The organism is Caproiciproducens galactitolivorans, from assembly GCF_029266045.1.
Classification (GTDB): Bacteria; Bacillota; Clostridia; order Oscillospirales; family Acutalibacteraceae; genus Caproiciproducens; species Caproiciproducens galactitolivorans.
Map to the genome: position 1 here is coordinate 77,958 of NZ_JAJUFJ010000007.1, position 21,531 is coordinate 99,488.

The window sequence follows — 21,531 nt, forward strand, 5'->3', positions numbered from 1 at the left end:
TTATTCTTCCGAATCGGGTTCGGTTTCGGTTTCAGCACCGGCGTCCGCGTCGCCTTCGTCTTCGGGAAGCGTATCGATTTCCTCGTTTTCCTCATGAGCGGTACGGGCAAGCGTAACAACCTCGCTGTCCTCGTTCAAGCGCATGACACGCACACCCTTAGAGGGCCTTGCGCATTCGCGGATGGAATTCGCTTGGATGCGGATGATGATTCCGTCGGAGGAAATCATGATGATGTCGTCGTCAAGATCAACCACCTTGATGGCGGCAACCTCGCCGTATTTCTCAACGTGATAATTGGTAAGCCCCTTGCCACCCCTGGCCTGGAGCCGGTAATCGCTGATGGGGGACAGGCGGCCGTAGCCGGTCGCGGAAACGGTCAGCACCAACCCGCCCTCGCGCAGGGAGCTCATGCCGATAACATAGTCGTTTTCGCGGAGCGTAATCGCTTTTACGCCGCGCGCCGCCCTGCCCATAGGGCGCACGTCGCGTTCATCGAAGCGGATGGCCATGCCAAGGCGCGTTGCAACCAGAAGCTGGGTTTCGCCGTCCGTAAGGCGCACCCACGAAAGCTCGTCGCCCTCGTCAAGGTCAATCGCGATCACGCCGCCCTTGCGCGCGGTGTTGTAGGCGGAAAGACGGGTGCGCTTGATAATCCCGTTGCGGGTAACCATGCACAGGTAGCTTTCCTCGTCAAACTCCGGCACGCGGATCATGGATGTGACCCTTTCATTTTGCATAATTGGGAGCAGGTTCGCAATATTCATGCCCTTACTGGTGCGCGAGCCTTCCGGAATTTCGTAGCATTTCAGGCGGTAAACGCGGCCAAGGTTCGTAAAGAACATCACGTAATCGTGGCTGTTGATTACGAACATATCGCACGCCACGTCCTCTTCGCGCCGGGTCATCCCGCTTACGCCGCGGCCGCCCCTGCGCTGGATGTGGTACGTATCGGTTTTCTGGCGCTTCACGTAGCCGAAACTGGTCAGCGTTAAGACGCATTCCTCCTGCGGGATCAGATCCTCGATATCAACCTCGCCGCTCACGGTTGCAATTTCGGTGCGGCGCTCGTCGCCGAATTTCTTTTTCACCGCGATTGCCTCGTCCTTTACAATACCGAGCAAACGGGTCTGATTGCTTAAAATATCCTTATAATCCGCAATTTTCACCATCAGCGCGGCAAGTTCTTCCTCCAGCTTCTGGCGTTCCAGTCCGGTCAGCGCGCCGAGCGGCATCTGCACAATCGCCTGCGTCTGGGCGTCGTCCAGCCCGAAGCGCTCAGTCATGCGTGCGCGCGCCGAAGCCCTGTCCTTCGAACTGCGGATAATGGAAATAATCTCGTCGATATTGTCAACGGCAATTTTCAAGCCTTCCAGCAGATGCGCGCGTTCTTCGGCCTTGCGAAGGTCGAACTGTGTGCGGCGGCGGACAACGCTTTCCTGGAATTTGATGTATTCCTGAAGCATTTCCTTTAAGGTAAGCAGTTTTGGTTCGCCGTTCACAATCGCAATCATAATCGCGCCGAACGTCGTCTGCATCTGGGTATAGGAATAGAGCTGGTTTAAAACAATCTGCGGGGAAGCGTCGCGCTTTACGGTAATCACCAGGTGCATGCCCTCGCGGTCGGAGTGATCCTCCACGTTGGAAATGCCCTCGATGCGCTTTTCCTTAACCAATTCGGCGATGCTTTCGACCAGCCGCGCTTTATTCACCTGGTACGGAAGCTCCGTAACCACGATATTGTAGCGGCCGTTCTTTTCTTCTTCAATTTCGGCGCGGGCGCGCACGGTAATGCGGCCGCGGCCCGTCGCGTAGGCGGCGCGGATACCGGATCGACCCATGATGATGGCGCCGGTTGGGAAGTCCGGCCCCTTTATGTTCTGCATAAGTTCGTCGAGCGTGGCGTCGGGATTGTCGATCAAGGTGCACATGCCGTCGATGACCTCGCACATGTTATGCGGCGGGATATTCGTTGCCATGCCGACGGCGATACCGGTGGAACCATTAACCAGAAGGTTCGGGAAATGGCTCGGCAGAGCCGTGGGTTCCTTTAAGCGGTCGTCATAGTTCGGCATAAAGTCGACGGTATCCTTATCGATATCCTGAAGCATTTCCAAGGAAACCTTACTCATGCGGGCTTCCGTATAACGGTAGGCGGCCGGGGGGTCTCCGTCCACGGAACCGAAGTTTCCGTGCCCGTCCACCAACATATAGCGCATAGAAAAATCCTGTGCCAGACGCACCAGCGCGTCGTACACCGAAGCGTCACCGTGCGGATGGTAGCGCCCCAGAACAGAACCGACTGTGTCGGCGCATTTGCGATATGCCTTGTCCGGCATCAGGTTATTTTCATACATCGTGTAAAGGATTCTTCTGTGAACCGGTTTTAATCCGTCGCGTACATCAGGGAGCGCGCGGGAAACAATAACCGACATGGAGTAATCCAGAAACGATTTTTTCATTTCCTTTTCCAGGTCTACATTTATAATTCTTTGATTATCCTGTAATTCGTCCATTAGCGGGCACCTTCCTGCTGATATTTTTCTTGAAGCTTCGTCTGAAGAATGTTGCGGATCCGGACGCACTCACTGTCGCCCATTGCCCTTTTCGGAAGAAACCTCATTTCGTTGATTCCTGTATAGAGGATAAACACCCTGCCGTCCTCATAGGCTCTGTAAAAAAGGTCATACGGGATGGAGGCCGTATACCGTTCGTTTTGAAATATAACCGCTTCATCTAGAAATTCGGTGGTCTGCGCAATAAATTTTTCTTTATTTGCGTCAAAATAGCGAAGAGCGCGCCGGCGAAGCATATACTGCGCGATTAATCTATGAAAAAATCCTACCAGAATCCCTGCCGCGGCCATTGCGGCATAAAGGATGCTGTTTACGACACTTTTAAAGGAGAAAATCTGCAGCAAGACTGCGGAAACCAGCAGAACCGCCCCGGTAATCCGTAAAACAAGCTGCTCGCTTTTTTGAAAATCAGCTTTTGCCTGCGCGGCCTTAAAATCCGCGTAATCGAACTTTGTCGGTAGAAAGCTAACTGAAACCGGGTTGTTTTCCATGCTTCCCCCTCCTTAATGTCCGCTTTTCAAATAGCGCGCGGCAAACGCGCCGGAAAGCGCGGCGGAAATCGCTTCGACCCGCTCGTTCGGGAGGTCCTGCTTTTTAATGATGAGTAGCTCCCGTTCCCGTCCGCCTGCGGCGATAAAGGCGGAGCCGGTTTCCATGCACATGGAAAAGTCCGTCCAATATTCCAGAATCTGCTCATAGGAATTTTTAATTACCACGCTGTCGCGGTAAATTTCAACCTGCTGCGGAATGGACCAGAGCGCATTGGAACGATAGAGCCGCGCGCCCCATTTTTTCAGATCGTTCGGCTGAACAAATCCAAAAAGGAAGCAAAGCGCCAGCGCCAGCACGATTCCGCCGCAGGGAACCCAGAAAGTGGAAAAATGCGCCCGGTAACACGGGATGCACGAAGCGATCACAATCGCCGCCGACAAAAAAATACCCGCGCGAACCCAGCGCCTGCGCAGAGGGGAAGAGGCGCAGTAAGCGGCATAATACGCATTTGCGTAATCTTCGGAGCTGATTGTCTGGGATACCGTTTCAATCGGCCCACCCCCGTAAAATGTCGGCATAAATGAAAACTCCTTTAATTTCAGGCTTTCGGCTGCGTCCCGGCAAGAATCATTGCCTGAACCTCCGGCAGGACGGCCGGTTCCACACAGCGCAGCGGCAGAATAACCATGTTTCCGTCGCGTATGTAAAGTACGATCATGTCGTCGAAATATAGGCTCTCGCAGCTTCCGTCAAGGAGAATCTCCCATTTCTTATCAAACAGCCCCATCTCAATATGGTCGGGGTAGATTTTCATGCGGATCTCTTTTCCATCGGCAATCCGTATGGAATGGATTTTCATTCTAAGCGACGGATAAACACCCACAAAAAAAACCAGCAGGATACATACGGCGGCAAGCGACACGTACCGGGGATCCTTCTCGGCGCTCCATTTTACCAAAAACATCGCCGCCGTCCCGGCGCAGAGAAGCACCGCGACCACGGAAAGCGCAATCCGGCTTGAGGTGTACTGCACTTTCCGAAGCGCCCGGAAAATTTCGCGGGACGTGAGCACATATTTCAGCTTGATCCCCGTATGCTGTTCCTCAAATACCTCGGCGGTATCATCCGCGACAAGCTCCGCTTCGGAGCCGTCCCACTCGATTGAATCTTCCTTGTCCTCTTCCTCGGGGGTCTTTTCCCCCTGGGGTTCAGGAGGTTTGGAATTGGTATCCTGTTCTTTTAAAAATTGTTTCATAGATAACTCCTTCTCGGTTTTATGTAATACAAAATGTATAATTAATTACTATTTAACAATTTGTTAAATAGTACATCGTAAAACCAACAGGGTCAGACATCCAGATTCTGTACATATTTTGCATTTTTCTCAATAAATTCACGGCGCGGCTCCACCTTGTCACCCATCAAAACGGTGAAGGCTTCGTCGGCTGCTGCGGCATCTTCCACTTCGACGCGCAACATAATACGGGTCTCCGGATTCATGGTCGTTTCCCAAAGCTGTTCGGCGTCCATTTCACCAAGACCTTTGTAACGCTGAATTTCATAATTGCTGCCAAGCTCCGCCATTTTGCGGTCGCGTTCGGCGTCGCTGTACGCATAGTAATGATTTTTTCCTTTGGTCAGCCGGTAAAGGGGCGGCTGGGCAAGGTAAATATGCCCCTCTTCCACAAGCGGCTTCATGAAACGGAAGAAAAATGTCAGCAGCAGGGTACGGATATGGGAGCCATCGACATCGGCATCGGCCATAATAATAATTTTCCCGTAACGAAGCTTGCTTATGTCAAACTCATCACCAATTCCGCAGCCAAGCGCGGTAACGACCGGCTGCAGCTTTTCGTTGCCGTACACTTTGTCAAGCCGGGCCTTTTCCACGTTGAGCATTTTGCCCCAAAGTGGCAGGATCGCCTGGTACCTGCGGTCGCGTCCACCTTTTGCGGAGCCTCCGGCGGAATCACCCTCGACGATGTAAATTTCCGTTTCCTCCGGGTTGCGGCTCTGGCAGTCGGCCAGCTTGCCGGGCAGGGCGGCATTTTCCAATGCGGACTTGCGGCGGACAAGGTCGCGGGCCTTCCGGGCGGCGTCGCGCGCGCGGGAGGCAGCCATCGCCTTGTCGAAAATCGCCTTTGCGGTGGAGGGGTTTTCTTCCAGATACGTCGCCATCTTTTCGCTGATCAGGTTGCTGACCAGTGTGCCGATTTCCGTATTGCCCAAACGCGCCTTGGTCTGGCCCTCGAACTGGGCGTCCTTCATTTTTACGCTGATAATAACCGTCAAACCTTCGCGGACATCATCGCCCGAAAGGTTTTTATCATTTTCTTTGAGAATATTATATTTACGCGCGTAATCGTTCATGACACGGGTGAGCGCGCGCTTAAAACCTTCCTCATGCGTTCCGCCATCCGTCGTATGGATATTGTTGGCGAAAGAAAGCATAAGTTCGTTGTAAGAATCATTATATTGCATAGCGACCTCCGCCGAAGCGGAGCCATCCGGCGCCGTGGTAGTGAAATGGATGATATCGGGGTGGATAACCTCCACGGCTTTTTTCTTATTGATATACTCCACGAAGCTGCTGATGCCGCCACTGTAGCAATAGCTGTTGCTCACCGGATTTTCCGGGTCGCGCAAATCGGAAAGCGTAATATGGATGCCAGCATTTAAAAACGCCTGCTCGCGCAGCCGGGTCTGAAGCGTTTCATAATCGTAAACCGTGGTTTCCTGAAAGATTTCCGCGTCCGGTTTAAAGGTGACATGCGTTCCGGTAAGGGCGGTATCGCCGCGCTGCTCCAGCTCCGTTACCGCCTTGCCGCGCTCGAAGCGCTGGTAATAAATTTTTCCTTCGTTGTAAACTTCGACTTCCAGCCATTCGGAAAGCGCGTTGACAACCGAAGCGCCGACGCCGTGCAGGCCGCCGGAAACTTTGTATCCTCCTCCGCCGAATTTTCCGCCAGCGTGTAGCTCGGTGAAAACAACGGTCACGGCGGGGATTCCCAACTGATGCTGAATGCCGACCGGAATGCCGCGCCCGTTGTCGGTAACGCTGATGACATTTCCAGGCAAAATCTGAACCTCGATTTTATCACAAAAACCGGCAAGCGCTTCATCAATCGCGTTGTCTACAATTTCATAAACAAGATGGTGCAATCCCCGCGGGCCGGTGGAGCCGATATACATTCCCGGGCGCTTCCGGACCGCGGCCAGACCTTCAAGTACCTGTATTTGATTTTCGTCGTATTTCTGTCCTGACTGCGTAATCTCGCTAAACTCCAAGTTTAACCCTCCAGTTATTATACAATTTGTATATATAAAATACTTTTACTCAATCATAAAAAGCAATTGCTATCTTCTGTATTTGGAAACGTTACCGACAACAATCGTCTTGTCGATGTTCGGGTCCCGCGGCCTTCTGGCATACCGGTTTTGGGGCACCGCGTAAGCAGCGCGGGGCTGCGCCGGCGCTCTTCTGCCGGTTTCCGGTTTCCGCAACCGGACAAGGTAAACCGAAAGAAGATAAAACGCGAGATAAGGCAGCACGGCAAGAAAAATCGAAGAAAGGCTGAGCGATTTTACGGAAAGCATATGGATAAGGTAAATCAGCCCGCTCAGAATAATTGCAAAAATAGACAGCCCATAAGTCGAGGGGTCCAGTTCAATATCGGAAAAGCCGCCGCATTTTGGGCATTTGAATTCTCCCTGCGTTTTAATGGACCAGGTTTGAAGAAAGCCCAGTTTCTTTCCGCAGTGCGGACATCTAGCCTTTCGGAATTTTTTCATTTCACTTACACCTGATCTTTCATACATTTGCAATTTCGTCCATAAAACCCGTCCGTTTCAGAAGGGTTACGGAGGAAATCTGTGTGATATATACATTCACCCTGTTGTTTTTATCGCAGCAAAGCACAAAGGACTTTGGCATTTCCATGGAAACATTCACAACCCTTCCCGCTTTCTGCGCGGCGGAAAGATAATCGCGGGTCGTATTAGAAATGGTAGAAGTCTCCATATCAAATATGCCCACAATATCACTCACTTTAATCACTGTGTCCTGCCCAAGATGAAGATACATAAGAAAAACCTCTCATTTTTTGCTTAGGACGCCCCCGTCCATAAAAAACAGGATACCATCCCGAAGCTGTTTTACCGCGTCGGGTTCGCAACAGGTAATAAAAACCTGACAATCGGTCAGATGGTTCAGCAGGTAATCCTGCCTTCCGGAATCCAGCTCGCTCATAACATCGTCGAGAAGGATCACCGGCCTTTCGCCGGTTTCACGAAAAAGCAGCTCTGCCTCCGCAAGCTTTAAGGCAAGCACAACGGAACGCTTCTGCCCCTGCGAGCCAAAGGTTCGCGCGGACAGAGAGTCGATCGTGATTTCCATATCGTCGCGATGGGGGCCGAAATTTGTGTGGCCCGTGGCAATATCGTCGCGGCGGGAAGCATACAGCGCCTGTTTCAGGTCTTCGGCGCTTTTCTGATATTCCAGTTGGATGTTCTCTTTATTTTGACTAATCCCGGCGTAAATTTTTTGCGCCGGTCCCCTTATTTTCTCAAGATAGCCGGCTCTGCCCTTCATCACGCTTTCGCCGAGGGCCGCGAGCCGTTCATCCCAGACATCGAGCGTATCCAGAAGCGCGGAATGCCGGGGAATTTCCTTTAAAAGCGCGTTGCGCTGGACAAGCGTCCGGTTGTAACGGGATAAAAGCGCGGCGTATCCGGGTTTTATTTGGCAAAGGGCCGCGTCGATAAAATTGCGCCGGAAGGACGGGCCTTCTCGCACCAGCGAAAGATGCTCCGGTGAAAAGAGCACGGCGAAAAAACGCCCGATCAGCCCGGAAGCCCGTTTCAGAGGAACGCCGTTTAAAACGGCGTTCCTACGCCCGTTCAAAATAGCGATCTGCGCCGTTTGTTCGCGTTCTTCGCAGAAAAAACCGATGTTAACTTCCGCCCTCCGCTCCCCGCGCAGAACCAGATCGGCGTCTTTCGCCCCCCGGAAGGAGCGCCCACCCGTAAAAAGCCAGATTGCTTCCAAAAGATTGGTTTTTCCCTGCGCGTTCGGCCCGCTGATGAGGTTGACGCCGGCGTGCGGCTCCATCTGCCCGGCTTTCAGGTTCCGGTAATTTTCAAAATCCAGGCGGCGGATGATCACCCTTTGCACACCTCATAGATTACAGAATGGAATTCCGCTTTATCGCCGGGGCGCATCTTTTTGCCGCGCATCGTGCAGACTTCGCCGTTGACCTTTACTTCACCGTTTTGTACCGCGAACTTTGCCTGGCCGCCGGTGTTTACCGCACCGCCAAGCTTTAAAAGCGCGTCAAGACGGATAAATTCCGTATTGATCGCTATTTTTTCTGTTTTCATATCAAGCCTCGCTCTTCAGGCGGACAGGCAATACCAGAAACAGATAGGAATTGCCTTCCCGCGGTAAAATTTTCATTGGGCTTAATGCCCCGTTGAGCTGTATTTTCACCTCGTCGCCCTCGGTATTCCGAAGTGCGTCGAGAAGGTACCGGTTATTGAAACCCATTTCCACAGGCTCACCCTCCATTTTCGCGGGGAGCTGGTCGCTTGCGCGGCCGATGGAAGTGGAACAAGAAACTTTGATTTCATTATCCTCAAATAAACAGCGAACCGGGCTTTTCAGCCGGTCGGTGATAATCAGCGAAACACGCTCCACGCTTTCGATAAACGAACGAGTGGAAACAAGGATCTCCATAGCGCTTGTGTTCGGAATCGCCGCGCGGTAATCCAGGAATTCCCCTTCCAGCAGGCGGGAAATGACACAGTAGCTGCCAATTTGGAATAAAATATGCCGCCGCCCGATGAGGATTTCCAGTTCTTCGTCATCGTCGCTCAGAAGCTTCATCACTTCCTGCAGCGTTTTGCCAGGAACCACAAAGTTCAGTTCCTCCTCGCATTTTGCGGTTTCCTCCCGCAGAGCAAGGCGGTACCCGTCGACGGAAACCAGCCGGATTTTATTTTTGTCCAGCTCAAACAGGGTTCCAGTATGGATCGGCTTAGCGTCGCTTTCCGCAACGGCGAAAATCGTCTGGCGAATCATGCTTTTCAGCGTACAGTTAGCGATCTTGATGGAGGTTTCCCCCGTAATGCTGGGCAGTTCGGGGTATTCCTCCGCCGGAATTCCGGCAATAGAGAAATCCGCCGGGCCGCTTTGAATCTTTGTGATGTTTTTATCGTCTACGGAAAGGTGGACATCGTCGGCCGGAAGACGACGGACAATATCACCAAACAGGCGTGCGCTCAGGACGATTCTTCCTTTTTCTTCCACTTTTGCTTCGATCTTGGTTTTCATCCCAAGCTCCAGGTCGTATCCGCATAGTGTAATTTCGCTTTCCTCTGCGGAAAGGAGGATTCCTTCCAGAGCGGGAACCGAGGACTTGGCGGATACTGCGCGCTGAATATTCAACACAGCTTCGTTTAGCTGCTGCCGTTTGCAGATAATTTTCATAATCTCACCTTTTGTTTCCGTTTATAATAGAAATAAATGATTTTATTTTAGTAAGAGTAGTAGGGGGCGGGGAAAAGTTGAAAGCTTTGCGTCTTTTAGGCTACATCGGGTTTTTTCGGGAATTTTTCCTGTGATTTCCTTGTTAACTCTTCGTTAACATTGCGTATTAAAATTTGAGTTTTTAACCGCATGTTGAAAACTCTGTGGGGAATGTTGAAAACTTGTTAAATAATTCGTGGAAAGAGAAAAATAAAAAAATTGCGTTTTCCCCCGGATTGTTTAAATGTGGAGAAACTTTGCACATTTTAACGGTTGCGTATATTTTTGACAATATCTTCTACTGTCGCTTTGAATTTGGGGTCTTTGGCGATTCCCTTTTCGACCTGCTGTATGGCGTAAACAACGGTGGAATGGTCGCGCCCGCCGAATTCCTTGCCGATAGAGGTCATCGGAAGCTGGGTAATTTCCCTTACGACATACATAGAGACCTGCCGTGCGCTGGAAATGTTTGCCGAGCGTTTCGACGAGCGGATGTCATCGCTGGAGGTTCCGAATGTGCGCGCTACTTCGTCGATGATTTTTTCGACGGTCAGCGGCGTGGGCTGATCGTTGTTGATGATATCGCTGATAGCCGCCTGCGCCGTTGTGATGCTCGGGCTTTCACCCGCCAGCAAAAAGTAGGCTTTCATTTTTTTCACTGCGCCTTCAAGCTGACGGATATTATTCTTCAGGCGGTTCGCTATGTATTCGGCAACGCTGTCCGACATATCAATTTCCAGAAGTTCTGCTTTCCTTTTTATAATAGCAATGCGTGTTTCGAAATCAGGCGGCTGAATATCGGCCGTCAGCCCCCACTCGAAACGGGTTAAAAGGCGTTCCTCCAGCGTGGCGATATCCTTCGGCGGCCGGTCGGAAGTCAGTACGATTTGCTTTTTTGCTTCGTATAAGGTATTAAATGTATGGAAAAATTCCTCCTGCGTTGAATCTTTTCCAGCTATAAACTGGATATCGTCGACCAGAAATACATCCGCTTTCCGGTACCTGTTGTGGAATTCGGCGGTGGTACCGCGGCGGATCGCTTCGATGAGTTCGTTCGTAAAGTCGTCGCCCTTGATATAAATAATATTCATTTCCGGATGCGTATGGCTGATTTCGTTGCAGATCGCGTAAAGAAGGTGGGTTTTGCCCAATCCGGAATTTCCGTAAATAAAAAGAGGGTTATATAAGGTTGCCGGCTTGCTTGCAACAGCCATGGATGCCGCATGTGCGAATTTATTGGAAGGGCCGACAATGTAGGTGTCGAACGTAAACTCATAGTCATCGTTGATGGCCGGGGTTTCGTCATTCTGCTTTTCGATTCCGGCTTCGTCCGGTGTGCAGATGCGAATTTGGATTTTCTGGCCGAAAATTTGTGCGAACGCTTCTTCCAGCATATCGATATAATAATGTTTGATTGTCTGTCGGTGCAGTTCATTCGGAACCTTCAGCACCGCGACACCCTGTGCGAAGTCAAGAGTAACCGGTTCGATACGCTTGATCCAGGTCGAATACGCAATTTCCGTGATCTTGCTTTTACAGTAATCGCAGACCAGATTCCATACCTCGGTAAAGGATTCCATCTTATAAACCTCATTTTAACAAATATTTATACTCTTAGGCATAACACAATTAATATTACCACAAAACGATCGGCTTTTCAAATTTCAATTTCGGATTCAGACACACTATATTGTATCGCGCGCGTGAGGAAAACCATAGACGATAAAATTTTTTTATTTTCCTTTTATTTTAAACTAAAATGTGGTATATTGAATAATATAATTAGATAAATTGCAAAATTGCCCCCTGAAAGATTTTTCCTGGGCTCAGGCGACAAATTATAGGTTGACAGTTTGCGCATTCTTAATATATAATGCTATATTGCAAGGTTTGTACCCCGAAAGGAGGGTTTTTATGCTGAGAACATATCAGCCAAAGAAGCTCCATAGGAAAAAGGAGCACGGCTTCAGAAAGAGAATGTCCACAAGAAACGGCCGCAAAGTTTTGGCCCGCCGCAGAGCTAAGGGCAGAGCACGTTTGAGCTATTAAGCAGAGGGCCACGCAATGTGGCCTTTCTTTTTAGCTCCCGATTTTGGGAAAAGAAATGCGGTGCGGGTTTAAAGTGATGGATTTTCTATCAATTAAAGAAAACAAGGATTTTTGCAGGATTTATGCAAAAGGGAAATCTTTTGTCAGCCCTGTGGTTGTAACATATGTTTTGAAAAACCGGAGGAAAAATATACGGGTTGGCATTACGACCACAAAGAAAATTGGAAATGCTGTGAAAAGGAATAGGGCCCGCCGCGTAATCCGCGAAGCTTTCCGGATTTTGGCACCCAGCATAAAGCCGGGATACGATTTTATTTTTGTTGCAAGGGGGAAAACCCCTTATGTGAAAAGCACGGAAATCGTCCGTGCGCTTTCGGCGCAGCTTAAAAAAGCGGGGGTCATGAAATGAAACGCCCGTTGATCTGGCTGATACGGTTTTATCAGAAAGGAATTTCGCCGTATAAAAGGCCTTGCTGCAAATATTATCCCACCTGTTCAAATTACGCAATTCAGGCTATTGAGCGCTTCGGCGCCTTTAAGGGATTTTGGCTCGCTTTGTTTCGCATATTACGCTGTAATCCGTTCAGCCGGGGAGGGTACGACCCTGTTCCGGAAAAACGGACAAGCGATAAGCATGATAGATAGAATAGAGGAGTACTGCTTATATGTACGATTTTTTTAATTTTTTCGGGAACATTCTCGGTTATCTGCTCTGGTTTTTTTATACCCTGATTCAGAACTATGGAATCGCCATTATTTTATTCACCATCGTATTGAAAATCCTGATGTTCCCCTTTTCCATCAAACAGCAGAAATCGTTGGCCGCCAGCAGCAGGCTGGCGATTAAGCAGAAAGAATTGCAGAAGAAATACGGCAACGATCGGCTGAAGCTTCAACAGGAAACGCAGAAGCTTTATGAAAAGGAAGGCGTAAACCCAACCGGCGGGTGCCTTACCACCTTTATTCCGTTCCCGATTATGATCGGTCTGTTCTATACCGTTCAGAATCCGCTCTCAAACGCGTTGCACCTTTCTGCGGATGGGATCAACAAAGCGGTTGCCATGTTGAAGATGATTCCGGGAGTTGGCGCAAATTTCAACGCCCAGTATGCACAGATCGAAATTGTTAAGCATTTTGCGGATTTAAAGCCCCATCTCACCATGTTTAGCGGGGACGAGCTTAAGAAAATAGAATCTTTCAGCCATGGATTCCAGTTTCTGGGTATGAATCTTCTCGATACGCCCAGCGATGGCGCCAATATTTTCGGAACGCTGTTCCGCTCAAATCTTTGGGTTATTCCGGTGCTGTGCCTTGTTTCCTCTTTGGTCACACAATATTTCATGATGAAAATGCAGCCCGGGATGCAGCAGCAGGAAGGTTGCATGAAATATATGTTTTATTTCATGCCTTTGTTTAGTGCATGGTTGGCCTGCACCCTGCCGGCGGCTGTCGGTTTTTACTGGATTATTTCGACCCTTACCGGATTTTTACAGACGCTTATCCTGAATATCTGGTACAGTCCGGCAGATTTGAACGCGAAGGCCGAGGCGCAGCGAATTGCCCTGCTGGAGCAGGAGGAAGCAAAAATGGAGAGAATCCCGGCAGTTTCTGTGCCGGCTGAAACAGGAAAAGGCAAGGCGGGAAAAAACAGGAAACCAAAAGCGTAAGGAAGCATTCGTATAATCATTAAGTTTAAGAAAAACGAGTAAACACCCGGGGGAGGTAATACCGTGATAAGAGAAGCGATTGCAACCGGTGAGACGGTAGAACTGGCAAGAGAAGCCGCATGCAGGGAACTCGGTGTGGAAACCTATGATGCGGATTTTGAAATTCTGGAAATGCCTACAAAAAAGACATTCGGTCTTTTCGGCGGAAGCCCGGCAAAGGTAAGGGTTTTTGTGAAAACCAGCCCCGCAGAAGCTGCTGCGGAGTATTTGAAAAAAATTCTGGAACATATGGGCCTTTCTTCGGTGGATATTCAAATCACTGAGGAAGAGAACGGCGCGCAGCTTTCCCTTTCCGGGGACGATATCGGCTTTATTATCGGTCACCGCGGAGAAACGCTCGACGCTCTCCAGTACTTAGCGGGACTTGTGGCAAACCATATCGACAATACCTATTACCGGATTACGCTTGACATTGGAAATTACCGTGAGAAACGCAGAGAAACACTTGAAGTTTTGGGTAAGAGAATCGCCGCCAAAGCGGTGAGAACCGGGCGCAACGCCTCTTTGGAGCCGATGAATCCGTACGAGCGGCGGATTATCCATACCGCAGTGCAGACGGTGGAAGGGGCGAAGTCTTGGTCGGAAGGTGAAGACCTTGCCCGCCATGTTGTGATCGGGCCGGAAGCCGGCGAGCGGCCGCTTCCACGGAGAAACTACAATAAGGGCCAGCGCCGTTCGTATGGGGAAAAGCCGCGGCCTGGTTACGGTAATCGGTCGCCGAAGTCGGCGCAGAACAGTACGCAGCCGTCGCGCCCTTCTGTGAAATCGGCGCCGAAGAGCGATAAGGATGCTCCGCTTTATGGCCGTATCGACTTAAAAAAAGAATGATTTGACGGGCGGTTCGCAGAATCGCCCGTTTCTTTTCGTTGAAATTGGAAATATCTTTTATAAAATTTTAAATTTTTCCCGCGCTTCGCGCGGATAAGGCGATGAGGTACCTTATGGAAAACAAAAGTATTTACAATACTTCTTCAAAGACGATCGCGGCGATTTCCACGCCGCAGGCACCGGGCGGGATTGGGATTGTCCGTATTTCCGGACCGGATGCACGGAAGATTGCAGGAAAAGTGTTTACTTCAAGCCGCGGAAAAACGCTGGACGATATAAAGGGCTATACCGCCCTTTACGGCAGGGTTCACGACGGGGATGAGGATATTGACGAAGCAATCGCCCTGAATTTTACCGCACCAGCAAGTTTTACTGGCGAGGATGTTGTGGAGCTTTCCTGCCATGGCGGGCTGTATATTTTGCGCCGCGTGCTGAAAGCGGTGTTTGCCGCCGGCGCTGTACCCGCCGGGCCTGGCGAATTCACGCGACGGGCATTTTTGAACGGCAAAATCGGGCTGACCGAAGCAGAATCCGTCATGCAGTTAATCGGCGCGCAGGGGGAGCAGGCTGCAAAGGCCGCGCTGGCCGGGCATGACGGCGCTCTGGAAAAGAAAATCCGGCAAATCCGCGAAAGCCTGCTTCAGACGGCCGGGCATCTGTCCGCTTGGGCAGATTATCCGGAGGAGGATATTCCGGAGGTCAATGAAGGTTCCCTGCATGCAACCCTTTGCTCAGTAAAAGGAGAACTGGAGCGTCTTCTAAGCCAGTTCGAAGCGGGGCGCGCAATCCGGGAGGGTGTTGTTACAGTAATCGCCGGCCGCCCAAACGTGGGAAAATCCACGTTGATGAACTTGCTTTCCGGATGTGAGCGCTCCATCGTTACCGAATATGCAGGAACTACGCGCGACATTGTGGAGGATACCGTCATTCTCGGGGATATCCCGCTCCGCCTTTCCGATACGGCCGGAATTCACCTGACCGAAGACCCGGTCGAGCGAATCGGTGTGGAGCGCGCGCGCGAAAGAATCCGGGAAGCCCAGCTTATTCTGGCGGTTTTTGATTCCTCGCAGGAGCTGAACGATGAAGACCGGGAACTGGTTTCCTTTGTCCTCCGGTCGCCGGCAATTGCGGTTGTCAATAAAAGCGATCTCCCGATAAAAATAGACATAAAGTATATTAAAGAAAATTTTAAACAAATAGTATATATTTCTGCTCTGTCCGGCGAAGGATTGGAGCAGTTAAAGAACGCGGTAGCGGAGCTTTTGCACACAGCAGGATTGAATCCGGCGGATGGGATCCTGTTTACGGAACGCCAGCGCGACGCGGCGCGCCGCGCCGAGGACAGCGTCAGCGAAGCGATCGTGGCTGTGGAGAGCGGAATGACGCTTGACGCGGTAACGGTTTCCATTGAGGGTGCGATTTCCGCTCTGTTGGAACTGACCGGGGAACGCGCGACCGAAGCGGTCGTCGATTCCGTTTTTCATAATTTTTGCGTTGGGAAATAGGTTGGCGCGGAATTGGGAATAGAACCGAATACTGGTTTATAATGGAATACGCCTGCGGAGAAATATATGGAATTTGGCAAACTGTACGCGCGCCGGGTGGAAATTCCGGAGAGGGTTTCCCCGAACGAAAGCAGTCTGATAGGCGCTTTCGTTCCCCTTCCTACGCGGGCGAAAGCAAACGGGAGGCGGGGCGCCGCCCAAAAACCCGCAGGCTTTTTAAAGCCTGCACGCAATATTTATTGTTTGATTGCGCTTTCCGGTGATAGGATATAGGAGGAACGATTATGCGATACAATGCTGGTGAATATGATGTAGCGGTCATCGGCGCAGGGCACGCGGGGATTGAAGCCTCGCTTGCTTCTGCGCGCCTTGGCTGCCGCACCTGTGTTTTTACAATCAATATGGACGCCGTTGGCAACTGCCCCTGTAATCCGTCGATCGGCGGTACGGCGAAGGGGCACCTTGTGCGGGAAATCGATGCGCTGGGCGGAGAAATGGGAAAAACTGCGGACGCGGTAACGCTGCAAAGCCGGATGCTGAATTTGGGAAAGGGTCCGGCCGTCCATTCCCTGCGTGCGCAGATCGACCGCCGTGAATACAGCAAGGTGATGAAGCATAAATTGGAGCTTCAGCCGAACCTGCATATGAAGCAGGCGGAGGTTGTGGAGCTTACCCGCGAAGAGAACGGCATATGGCAGCTCGTTACGCGCATGGACGCGGTCTATCGCGCGAAAGCGGTGATTATCGCAACGGGAACTTTTTTGGGCGGGAAAATTTATATTGGTGACGTTTCCTATGAAAGCGGCCCGGACGGAATGTTCCCCGCTGCGTTTCTGGGTGCTTCGCTGAAAAAACTGGGTCTGCGCCTGCGCCGTTTTAAAACCGGCACACCTGCGCGTGTTTTAAAGTCCAGCATTGATTTTACGGATCTGGAAGTGCAGTACGGGGACGAGCCGGTTATCCCGTTCTCCTATGACACGTTGACGCCGCCGAAGAACCGCGCGGTTTGCCATATTTCCTGGACAAATGAAAAAACCAAGCAGATTATTCTGGAAAATATCGGCCGTTCCCCGATGTACAGCGGGAAAATCGAGGGTATCGGCCCGCGTTACTGCCCGAGCATTGAGGATAAGATTATGCGGTTCCGGGACAAGCCGCGCCATCAGCTTTTCATCGAGCCTTGCGGCCTGGATACTGAGGAAATGTATTTGCAGGGCATGAGTTCTTCTCTGCCCGAAGATGTGCAGATTGCTTTCTATCACTCCATTAAGGGTTTGGAGCATGTTCAGATTATGCGCAGCGCTTATGCGATTGAATACGACTGCGTTGACCCGCTCCAGTTGAATGCGAGCTTGGAGTTTATGGATTTCCCAGGGCTTTACGGAGCGGGACAGTTTAACGGAAGCTCCGGTTACGAGGAAGCCGCCGCGCAGGGATTGGTTGCTGGAATCAATGCTGCGCTGAAAATACAGGGCAGGGAGCCGATGATTCTCGACCGCGCTGGTTCTTATATAGGGACTTTGGTGGACGACCTGATTACAAAGGGCGTTACCGACCCTTACCGCATGATGACATCTCGGAGCGAATACCGTTTGATTCTCCGGCAGGATAACGCCGATGAGCGCCTGACCCCAATCGGGCGGAAAATCGGGCTGATTTCAGACGAACGTTGGGAGCGTTTCAAGTTAAAGCAAAAGCAGAAGGAAGAGGAGCGCAAACGTGTGAAAAGTACCGTCCTTCCGCCGTCCGAGGCTCTGAACAGGATACTTGTTTCACATGAAACATCGCCGGTAACGACCGGTGTGCGGCTGTCGGATCTGCTTCGCAGGCCGCAGCTAAACTACGAATGCTTAAAAGAGGTCGATCTGAGCCGCCCCGATTTGCCGGCTGCGGTATTTGAAAACGTAGAAATAGAAATCAAGTATGAGGGGTATATTAAACGGCAGAAAGCGGATATTGCGGAGATGCGGCGGCTCGAAGCGCAAAAGCTTCCGCAGGATATTGATTACACGAAGATTTCCGGGCTGCGTAGCGAAGCGCAGGAAAAGCTTTCCAAGGTAAAACCTTCCAGCGTTGGACAGGCTTCGCGCATTTCTGGGGTTAGCCCCGCGGACATATCCGTGCTGCTGATCTGGCTTGCTCGCAAGAAGGAGGCGTAACATGGAGGATATTCAAGCCCTGCTGATTTCATCCGCACAGAGCATGGGAATAGAGATCAACAAAGGACAAGCGGAAAGTTTTCAACAATACATGGAACAATTGTTGAATTGGAACGAGAAAATGAATCTAACGGCCATCAAAGAGCCACGTGAGGTTGCGGAAAAGCATTTTCTGGACAGTATCCTGATTTTGAAGTATCTGAAGCTTCCGGCAAACGCAAAGCTGATCGATGTCGGCACCGGCGCGGGTTTTCCTGGTGTGCCGCTGAAAATTATGCGTCCGGAACTGGAACTGACCCTGCTGGATGGCTTGAACAAACGGCTTATCTTTTTAAAAGATGTGCTCGGTCATCTGCATTTGCAGGCCGAGCTGGTTCATGCGCGTGCAGAAGAAGCCGGGCGGCAGAAACCGTTCCGCGGGAAATTCGATTTTGCAACCGCACGCGCTGTCGCGCCGTTAAACATTCTTTGCGAATACTGCCTGCCGTTTCTGAAAATGGGAGGAACCTTTGTCGCCATGAAAGGGCTGGAGCCGGAGCAAGAAACCGAAGAAGCAAAGAAGGCAATTGCGCTTTTGGGCTGCGAACTGGCGAAAATTGAAAAATTTGCGTTGCCGGACGGCGACCGGAGGAGCTTGATTTTTATCCGGCGCACCGAGCCTTTGCCGGATCTGTATCCCCGCCATGGGGCAAAAATTTCAAAGAATCCCCTGTAGATTACGTGCTTCGGAAATACAGATTTCCGGGTAAATGGCAGGGAATCATCACGAACCGCCAAAATAGAACAAAAAGATATTTCTCTTGGTTGCCATAATATTACAAATTATTGCCGCCCAGCATGCTATCCTTATTAAAAAGGGACGAGCAGGGGGCGGTAATTTTGCATTTATTCAATGAATCGTGTAAAGTAGTGCAGATTCCTATCAACTCTATTCACCCAAATCCGGCACAGCCGCGAAAGGTTTTCAGCGAACAGGAGCTTTTGGAGCTGTCGCGCAGCATTCGTACCAACGGCTTGCTCCAGCCGATTACGGTTCGCCGCGTAAAAGACGGCTACGAACTGATTGCAGGAGAGCGCAGGCTCCGAGCATGTAAAATCGCCGGGCTGACCACAGTAGGCTGCATTATCAACGACTGTTCCCCTGAAACAAGCGCGGTTCTTGCCATGACCGAAAACCTGCAAAGACAGGATTTGCAAATTTTTGAGGAAGCGGAGGGAATCCGCCAGCTTATCGAGCAATGGAATGTGACTCAGGAAGAAGCTGCTTTACGGCTTGGCAAAAGCCAATCCACGCTTGCAAACAAGCTTCGGCTTTTAAAGCTTACAAAAGAGGAACGGGAGAAAATCACCGCAAACGGCCTTACGGAACGCCATGCACGCGCGCTTTTGCGGATTAAAGATGAAGTCCTGCGCAAAAACGCGTTGAATCTGATTATTGCCCGCGACTGCAATGTAAAACAGGCGGAGGAGCTGATTGACAATTTCCTGCAAGGAAACGAGAAGCCGAAGAAGACAAAACGCACCGTTGTGGTGAAGGATGTCCGCATTTTCCTGAATACGATCAACCATGCGATTGAGACCATGCGGCAAAGCGGAATCAATGCGCAGACGCTGAAAAGCGAGACGGACGAATACATCGAATGTCTAGTTCGTATTCCGAAGGCACAGGCGACTTCTGGCGGAAAAAAGCCTGCTTAAAAAAATTATAAGTTTTTACTCCTATTTCCCTATATCATTTCCCACAAGGTAGGCCGGACGCAAGTTCGGCCTGCTTTGTTTCACATGAAACATTGGCTGTGCTGCTGCGAATTTATAGAAAATCCGGCTCTGTGGAGCAGAAAGGCAGAGATTTCCCCAACATATGTCATAACTACTTTATCTTAGGGAAAAAGCGTGTTATAATAGTACCATTCTATACGGATACCCGAAAAGGGGGTTCCGTTTTTTTCAGCGATGATCCGGCGGGACAGAAACCCGCTTCGGGAGGGAAAAGAATGGGAAAAATTATCGCGATTGCCAACCAGAAGGGCGGCGTCGGTAAAACCACAACATCGGTTAACCTTTCCGCTGCAATGGGCATGAAGGGAAAGAAAACCCTGCTTGTGGATGTTGACCCGCAGGGCAATGCGTCCAGTGGTGTCGGTGCGGACCGCCGCGCGCTGGAAAACACAGTTTACGAGGTTCTGATCGGCGAAGCGAATGCAAAAGATGTAATCATTCCTACGGAATTCAGCAATCTGGATCTACTTCCGTCCAGCATGGACCTGGCGGCGGCTGAAATCGAGTTGGTTTCGCTTGAACACCGCGAATCCATTCTGAAAAACGCGTTGGTTCCGTTCCGGGATCAATACGATTTTATCTTTATCGACTGTCCGCCCTCGCTCGGCCTGATTACGACCAACGCGCTGACGGTGGCTGATACGCTTCTGGTGCCGATCCAATGCGAATATTACGCGCTGGAGGGCCTGTCCCAGCTTATGAATACGGTTCGCCGCGTAAAGCGGCAGTACAATTCCCAGCTTGACATTGAAGGCGTTCTGCTGACAATGTACGACGGCAGGCTGAACCTGACGCAGCAGGTTGTGGAAGAAGTGAAGAAATACTTCCCGCGCAAGGTGTTTGCAAGCGTGGTGCCGCGCACCGTGCGCCTTTCCGAGGCGCCGAGCTTCGGAAAGCCCATCCAGTACTTCGATAAAAGCTCCCGTGGGGCGCTGGCTTACGACGCACTAGCGGAGGAAATTCTGGATTTGAATAAGAGATAGCGGGGGGAAGAAGAGATGGCAGCAAAAAAACGCGGCCTTGGAAAAGGCCTGGACGCGATTTTCGCGGAAAACGATACCGGAGACCGCAACGCAGCGGTCTCCCTTAAAATAAGCGAAATTGAACCGAACCGTGCGCAGCCCAGAAAAGATTTTAACGAAGAAGCGCTCGCCGAGCTTGCCGACTCCATTTCACAGCACGGCGTTTTGCAGCCGCTTCTGGTTCGGCCGATTGTCGGCGGCTACCAGATTGTTGCGGGGGAACGCCGTTGGCGTGCCGCGCGCATGGCGGGTATTTCCGAAGTACCTGCGGTGATCCGGGAAATGACCGACAGCGAGGTAATGCAGCTTGCACTCATTGAAAATTTGCAGCGTGAGGATCTGAATCCCATTGAAGAAGCGCAGGGCTACCAGTCTTTGATGGAGAACTACGGCTTGACACAGGAGGAAGTTTCAAAAACCGTGGGAAAATCCCGGCCGACGGTGGCAAACGCGCTCCGGCTTTTGAATTTGCCGAAAGAAATCCTGGATATGGTGCATTCCGGAAAGCTTTCCGCCGGGCACGCTCGCACATTGCTCAGTTTCTCGAATCCATCGGAAATGTTGAAGGCGGCGAAGCTGGCTGCGGAACAGGGAATTTCGGTGCGCGAGCTGGAAAAGCTGGCAAAAAAGGCAAACGAACGCCTGAAACAAGCCGAGCCGGAACCGAAGGCAAAGAAGAAGCCGCGGTATTTCAGCGAAGTCGAGCTTGCGCTGAACGAGCATTTGGGCCGCAAGGTACAGGTGAGCGGCACAAAAAAGCGCGGCGTCCTGCAAATCGAGTTCTACGGGGAAGAGGATTTGAGCGAGCTCGTAAAACTTTTCAACAATAATTAGCCAAACGGTGGAAAATAAAACAGAATAAAAAGGAGT

At 50.9% G+C, this 21,531-nt stretch carries 23 protein-coding genes; 12 read left to right on the forward strand and 11 right to left on the reverse strand.

Annotated features, from left to right (window positions below):
- The 11 genes from gyrA to dnaA all read right to left on the reverse strand — a co-directional run bounded on the left by gyrA (nucleotide 1) and on the right by dnaA (nucleotide 11,172).
- Nucleotides 1-2,514, reverse strand: a complete 2,514-nt coding sequence (gyrA, locus tag P9B68_RS06750; RefSeq protein ID WP_277668711.1) for a DNA gyrase subunit A — start codon at nucleotides 2,512-2,514, stop codon at nucleotides 1-3.
- The gene (locus P9B68_RS06755) at nucleotides 2,514-3,065 is read right to left on the reverse strand and encodes a YcxB family protein (RefSeq protein ID WP_135658356.1); all 552 of its coding nucleotides are present in this window, start codon (nucleotides 3,063-3,065) and stop codon (nucleotides 2,514-2,516) included. Before P9B68_RS06755 ends, gyrA begins: the two co-directional genes overlap by 1 nt.
- A 12-nt stretch (nucleotides 3,066-3,077) precedes the next feature.
- A complete protein-coding gene (locus tag P9B68_RS06760; RefSeq protein WP_277668712.1) occupies nucleotides 3,078-3,644 on the reverse strand; it encodes a hypothetical protein in 567 nt (188 codons plus the stop codon).
- A 20-nt stretch (nucleotides 3,645-3,664) separates the two neighbouring features.
- Entirely contained in the window at nucleotides 3,665-4,321 is a 657-nt protein-coding gene (locus P9B68_RS06765; RefSeq protein WP_135658352.1) for a hypothetical protein, read from the reverse strand.
- A gap of 92 nt (nucleotides 4,322-4,413) precedes the next feature.
- Nucleotides 4,414-6,354: a DNA topoisomerase (ATP-hydrolyzing) subunit B gene (gene gyrB / locus P9B68_RS06770; RefSeq protein WP_135658350.1), complete on the reverse strand. Its 1,941-nt coding sequence runs from the start codon at nucleotides 6,352-6,354 to the stop codon at nucleotides 4,414-4,416.
- A 69-nt stretch (nucleotides 6,355-6,423) separates the two neighbouring features.
- Nucleotides 6,424-6,858 carry an SIR2 family protein gene (locus P9B68_RS06775; protein ID WP_277668713.1) on the reverse strand — a complete coding sequence of 145 codons (435 nt, stop codon included), beginning with the start codon at nucleotides 6,856-6,858 and terminating at the stop codon, nucleotides 6,424-6,426.
- 19 nt (nucleotides 6,859-6,877) lie between these two features.
- Entirely contained in the window at nucleotides 6,878-7,150 is a 273-nt protein-coding gene (gene remB, locus P9B68_RS06780) for an extracellular matrix regulator RemB (protein ID WP_277668714.1), read from the reverse strand.
- A gap of 12 nt (nucleotides 7,151-7,162) precedes the next feature.
- Nucleotides 7,163-8,230 (reverse strand): DNA replication/repair protein RecF, encoded by a 1,068-nt coding sequence (recF, locus tag P9B68_RS06785; protein WP_277668715.1) that lies wholly within the window; start codon nucleotides 8,228-8,230, stop codon nucleotides 7,163-7,165.
- Nucleotides 8,227-8,445, reverse strand: a complete 219-nt coding sequence (locus P9B68_RS06790; protein WP_135658340.1) for an RNA-binding S4 domain-containing protein — start codon at nucleotides 8,443-8,445, stop codon at nucleotides 8,227-8,229. Before P9B68_RS06790 ends, recF begins: the two co-directional genes overlap by 4 nt.
- A 1-nt stretch (nucleotide 8,446) precedes the next feature.
- A complete protein-coding gene (gene dnaN / locus P9B68_RS06795) occupies nucleotides 8,447-9,553 on the reverse strand; it encodes a DNA polymerase III subunit beta (protein ID WP_277668716.1) in 1,107 nt (368 codons plus the stop codon).
- Nucleotides 9,554-9,858: 305 nt separating this feature from the next.
- Complete coding sequence (gene dnaA / locus P9B68_RS06800; protein ID WP_277668717.1) at nucleotides 9,859-11,172, reverse strand: chromosomal replication initiator protein DnaA; 1,314 nt, start codon at nucleotides 11,170-11,172, stop codon at nucleotides 9,859-9,861.
- A gap of 334 nt (nucleotides 11,173-11,506) precedes the next feature.
- Between dnaA and rpmH the strand changes: the two genes are divergently transcribed.
- The 12 genes from rpmH (at nucleotide 11,507) to P9B68_RS06860 (ending at nucleotide 21,495) form a co-directional block, all read left to right on the forward strand.
- Entirely contained in the window at nucleotides 11,507-11,641 is a 135-nt protein-coding gene (gene rpmH / locus P9B68_RS06805; RefSeq protein WP_135658334.1) for a 50S ribosomal protein L34, read from the forward strand.
- A gap of 76 nt (nucleotides 11,642-11,717) precedes the next feature.
- Nucleotides 11,718-12,050 carry a ribonuclease P protein component gene (gene rnpA / locus P9B68_RS06810; RefSeq protein ID WP_135658332.1) on the forward strand — a complete coding sequence of 111 codons (333 nt, stop codon included), beginning with the start codon at nucleotides 11,718-11,720 and terminating at the stop codon, nucleotides 12,048-12,050.
- Nucleotides 12,047-12,286, forward strand: a complete 240-nt coding sequence (yidD, locus tag P9B68_RS06815; protein WP_135658330.1) for a membrane protein insertion efficiency factor YidD — start codon at nucleotides 12,047-12,049, stop codon at nucleotides 12,284-12,286. Before rnpA ends, yidD begins: the two co-directional genes overlap by 4 nt.
- Nucleotides 12,287-12,306: 20 nt before the next feature.
- Nucleotides 12,307-13,308, forward strand: a complete 1,002-nt coding sequence (locus P9B68_RS06820; RefSeq protein WP_135658329.1) for a YidC/Oxa1 family membrane protein insertase — start codon at nucleotides 12,307-12,309, stop codon at nucleotides 13,306-13,308.
- Between the two features lie 63 nt (nucleotides 13,309-13,371).
- Entirely contained in the window at nucleotides 13,372-14,196 is an 825-nt protein-coding gene (gene jag / locus P9B68_RS06825) for an RNA-binding cell elongation regulator Jag/EloR (protein ID WP_135658327.1), read from the forward strand.
- 113 nt (nucleotides 14,197-14,309) lie between these two features.
- Nucleotides 14,310-15,701 (forward strand): tRNA uridine-5-carboxymethylaminomethyl(34) synthesis GTPase MnmE, encoded by a 1,392-nt coding sequence (mnmE, locus tag P9B68_RS06830; protein WP_277668718.1) that lies wholly within the window; start codon nucleotides 14,310-14,312, stop codon nucleotides 15,699-15,701.
- Between the two features lie 66 nt (nucleotides 15,702-15,767).
- Nucleotides 15,768-15,974, forward strand: coding sequence for a hypothetical protein (locus tag P9B68_RS06835; RefSeq protein ID WP_277668719.1), 207 nt, complete (start codon nucleotides 15,768-15,770; stop codon nucleotides 15,972-15,974).
- 11 nt (nucleotides 15,975-15,985) lie between these two features.
- Nucleotides 15,986-17,860: a tRNA uridine-5-carboxymethylaminomethyl(34) synthesis enzyme MnmG gene (gene mnmG, locus P9B68_RS06840; protein ID WP_135658323.1), complete on the forward strand. Its 1,875-nt coding sequence runs from the start codon at nucleotides 15,986-15,988 to the stop codon at nucleotides 17,858-17,860.
- Nucleotide 17,861: 1 nt separating this feature from the next.
- Nucleotides 17,862-18,575 carry a 16S rRNA (guanine(527)-N(7))-methyltransferase RsmG gene (gene rsmG, locus P9B68_RS06845; RefSeq protein ID WP_277668720.1) on the forward strand — a complete coding sequence of 238 codons (714 nt, stop codon included), beginning with the start codon at nucleotides 17,862-17,864 and terminating at the stop codon, nucleotides 18,573-18,575.
- A gap of 164 nt (nucleotides 18,576-18,739) precedes the next feature.
- Nucleotides 18,740-19,558, forward strand: a complete 819-nt coding sequence (locus P9B68_RS06850; RefSeq protein ID WP_277668721.1) for a ParB/RepB/Spo0J family partition protein — start codon at nucleotides 18,740-18,742, stop codon at nucleotides 19,556-19,558.
- A 296-nt stretch (nucleotides 19,559-19,854) separates the two neighbouring features.
- On the forward strand, nucleotides 19,855-20,622 hold the full coding sequence (locus tag P9B68_RS06855; RefSeq protein ID WP_135658317.1) for a ParA family protein: 768 nt from the start codon (nucleotides 19,855-19,857) through the stop codon (nucleotides 20,620-20,622).
- A gap of 15 nt (nucleotides 20,623-20,637) precedes the next feature.
- Nucleotides 20,638-21,495 (forward strand): ParB/RepB/Spo0J family partition protein, encoded by an 858-nt coding sequence (locus tag P9B68_RS06860; RefSeq protein WP_135658315.1) that lies wholly within the window; start codon nucleotides 20,638-20,640, stop codon nucleotides 21,493-21,495.
- The last annotated feature ends 36 nt before the right edge of the window (nucleotides 21,496-21,531 follow it).

What these genes read in the sequence shown, in the direction of transcription:
- gyrA (WP_277668711.1), bottom strand. Translation starts at nt 2,514, where the DNA reads ATGGACGAATTACAGGATAATCAAAGAATTATAAATGTAGACCTGGAA.
- P9B68_RS06755 (WP_135658356.1), bottom strand. Translation starts at nt 3,065, where the DNA reads ATGGAAAACAACCCGGTTTCAGTTAGCTTTCTACCGACAAAGTTCGAT.
- P9B68_RS06760 (WP_277668712.1), bottom strand. Translation starts at nt 3,644, where the DNA reads ATGCCGACATTTTACGGGGGTGGGCCGATTGAAACGGTATCCCAGACA.
- P9B68_RS06765 (WP_135658352.1), bottom strand. Translation starts at nt 4,321, where the DNA reads ATGAAACAATTTTTAAAAGAACAGGATACCAATTCCAAACCTCCTGAA.
- P9B68_RS06775 (WP_277668713.1), bottom strand. Translation starts at nt 6,858, where the DNA reads ATGAAAAAATTCCGAAAGGCTAGATGTCCGCACTGCGGAAAGAAACTG.
- remB (WP_277668714.1), bottom strand. Translation starts at nt 7,150, where the DNA reads ATGTATCTTCATCTTGGGCAGGACACAGTGATTAAAGTGAGTGATATT.
- P9B68_RS06790 (WP_135658340.1), bottom strand. Translation starts at nt 8,445, where the DNA reads ATGAAAACAGAAAAAATAGCGATCAATACGGAATTTATCCGTCTTGAC.
- dnaN (WP_277668716.1), bottom strand. Translation starts at nt 9,553, where the DNA reads ATGAAAATTATCTGCAAACGGCAGCAGCTAAACGAAGCTGTGTTGAAT.
- dnaA (WP_277668717.1), bottom strand. Translation starts at nt 11,172, where the DNA reads ATGGAATCCTTTACCGAGGTATGGAATCTGGTCTGCGATTACTGTAAA.
- rpmH (WP_135658334.1), top strand. Translation starts at nt 11,507, where the DNA reads ATGCTGAGAACATATCAGCCAAAGAAGCTCCATAGGAAAAAGGAGCAC.
- rnpA (WP_135658332.1), top strand. Translation starts at nt 11,718, where the DNA reads ATGGATTTTCTATCAATTAAAGAAAACAAGGATTTTTGCAGGATTTAT.
- yidD (WP_135658330.1), top strand. Translation starts at nt 12,047, where the DNA reads ATGAAACGCCCGTTGATCTGGCTGATACGGTTTTATCAGAAAGGAATT.
- P9B68_RS06820 (WP_135658329.1), top strand. Translation starts at nt 12,307, where the DNA reads ATGTACGATTTTTTTAATTTTTTCGGGAACATTCTCGGTTATCTGCTC.
- mnmE (WP_277668718.1), top strand. Translation starts at nt 14,310, where the DNA reads ATGGAAAACAAAAGTATTTACAATACTTCTTCAAAGACGATCGCGGCG.
- P9B68_RS06835 (WP_277668719.1), top strand. Translation starts at nt 15,768, where the DNA reads ATGGAATTTGGCAAACTGTACGCGCGCCGGGTGGAAATTCCGGAGAGG.
- mnmG (WP_135658323.1), top strand. Translation starts at nt 15,986, where the DNA reads ATGCGATACAATGCTGGTGAATATGATGTAGCGGTCATCGGCGCAGGG.
- rsmG (WP_277668720.1), top strand. Translation starts at nt 17,862, where the DNA reads ATGGAGGATATTCAAGCCCTGCTGATTTCATCCGCACAGAGCATGGGA.
- P9B68_RS06855 (WP_135658317.1), top strand. Translation starts at nt 19,855, where the DNA reads ATGGGAAAAATTATCGCGATTGCCAACCAGAAGGGCGGCGTCGGTAAA.
- P9B68_RS06860 (WP_135658315.1), top strand. Translation starts at nt 20,638, where the DNA reads ATGGCAGCAAAAAAACGCGGCCTTGGAAAAGGCCTGGACGCGATTTTC.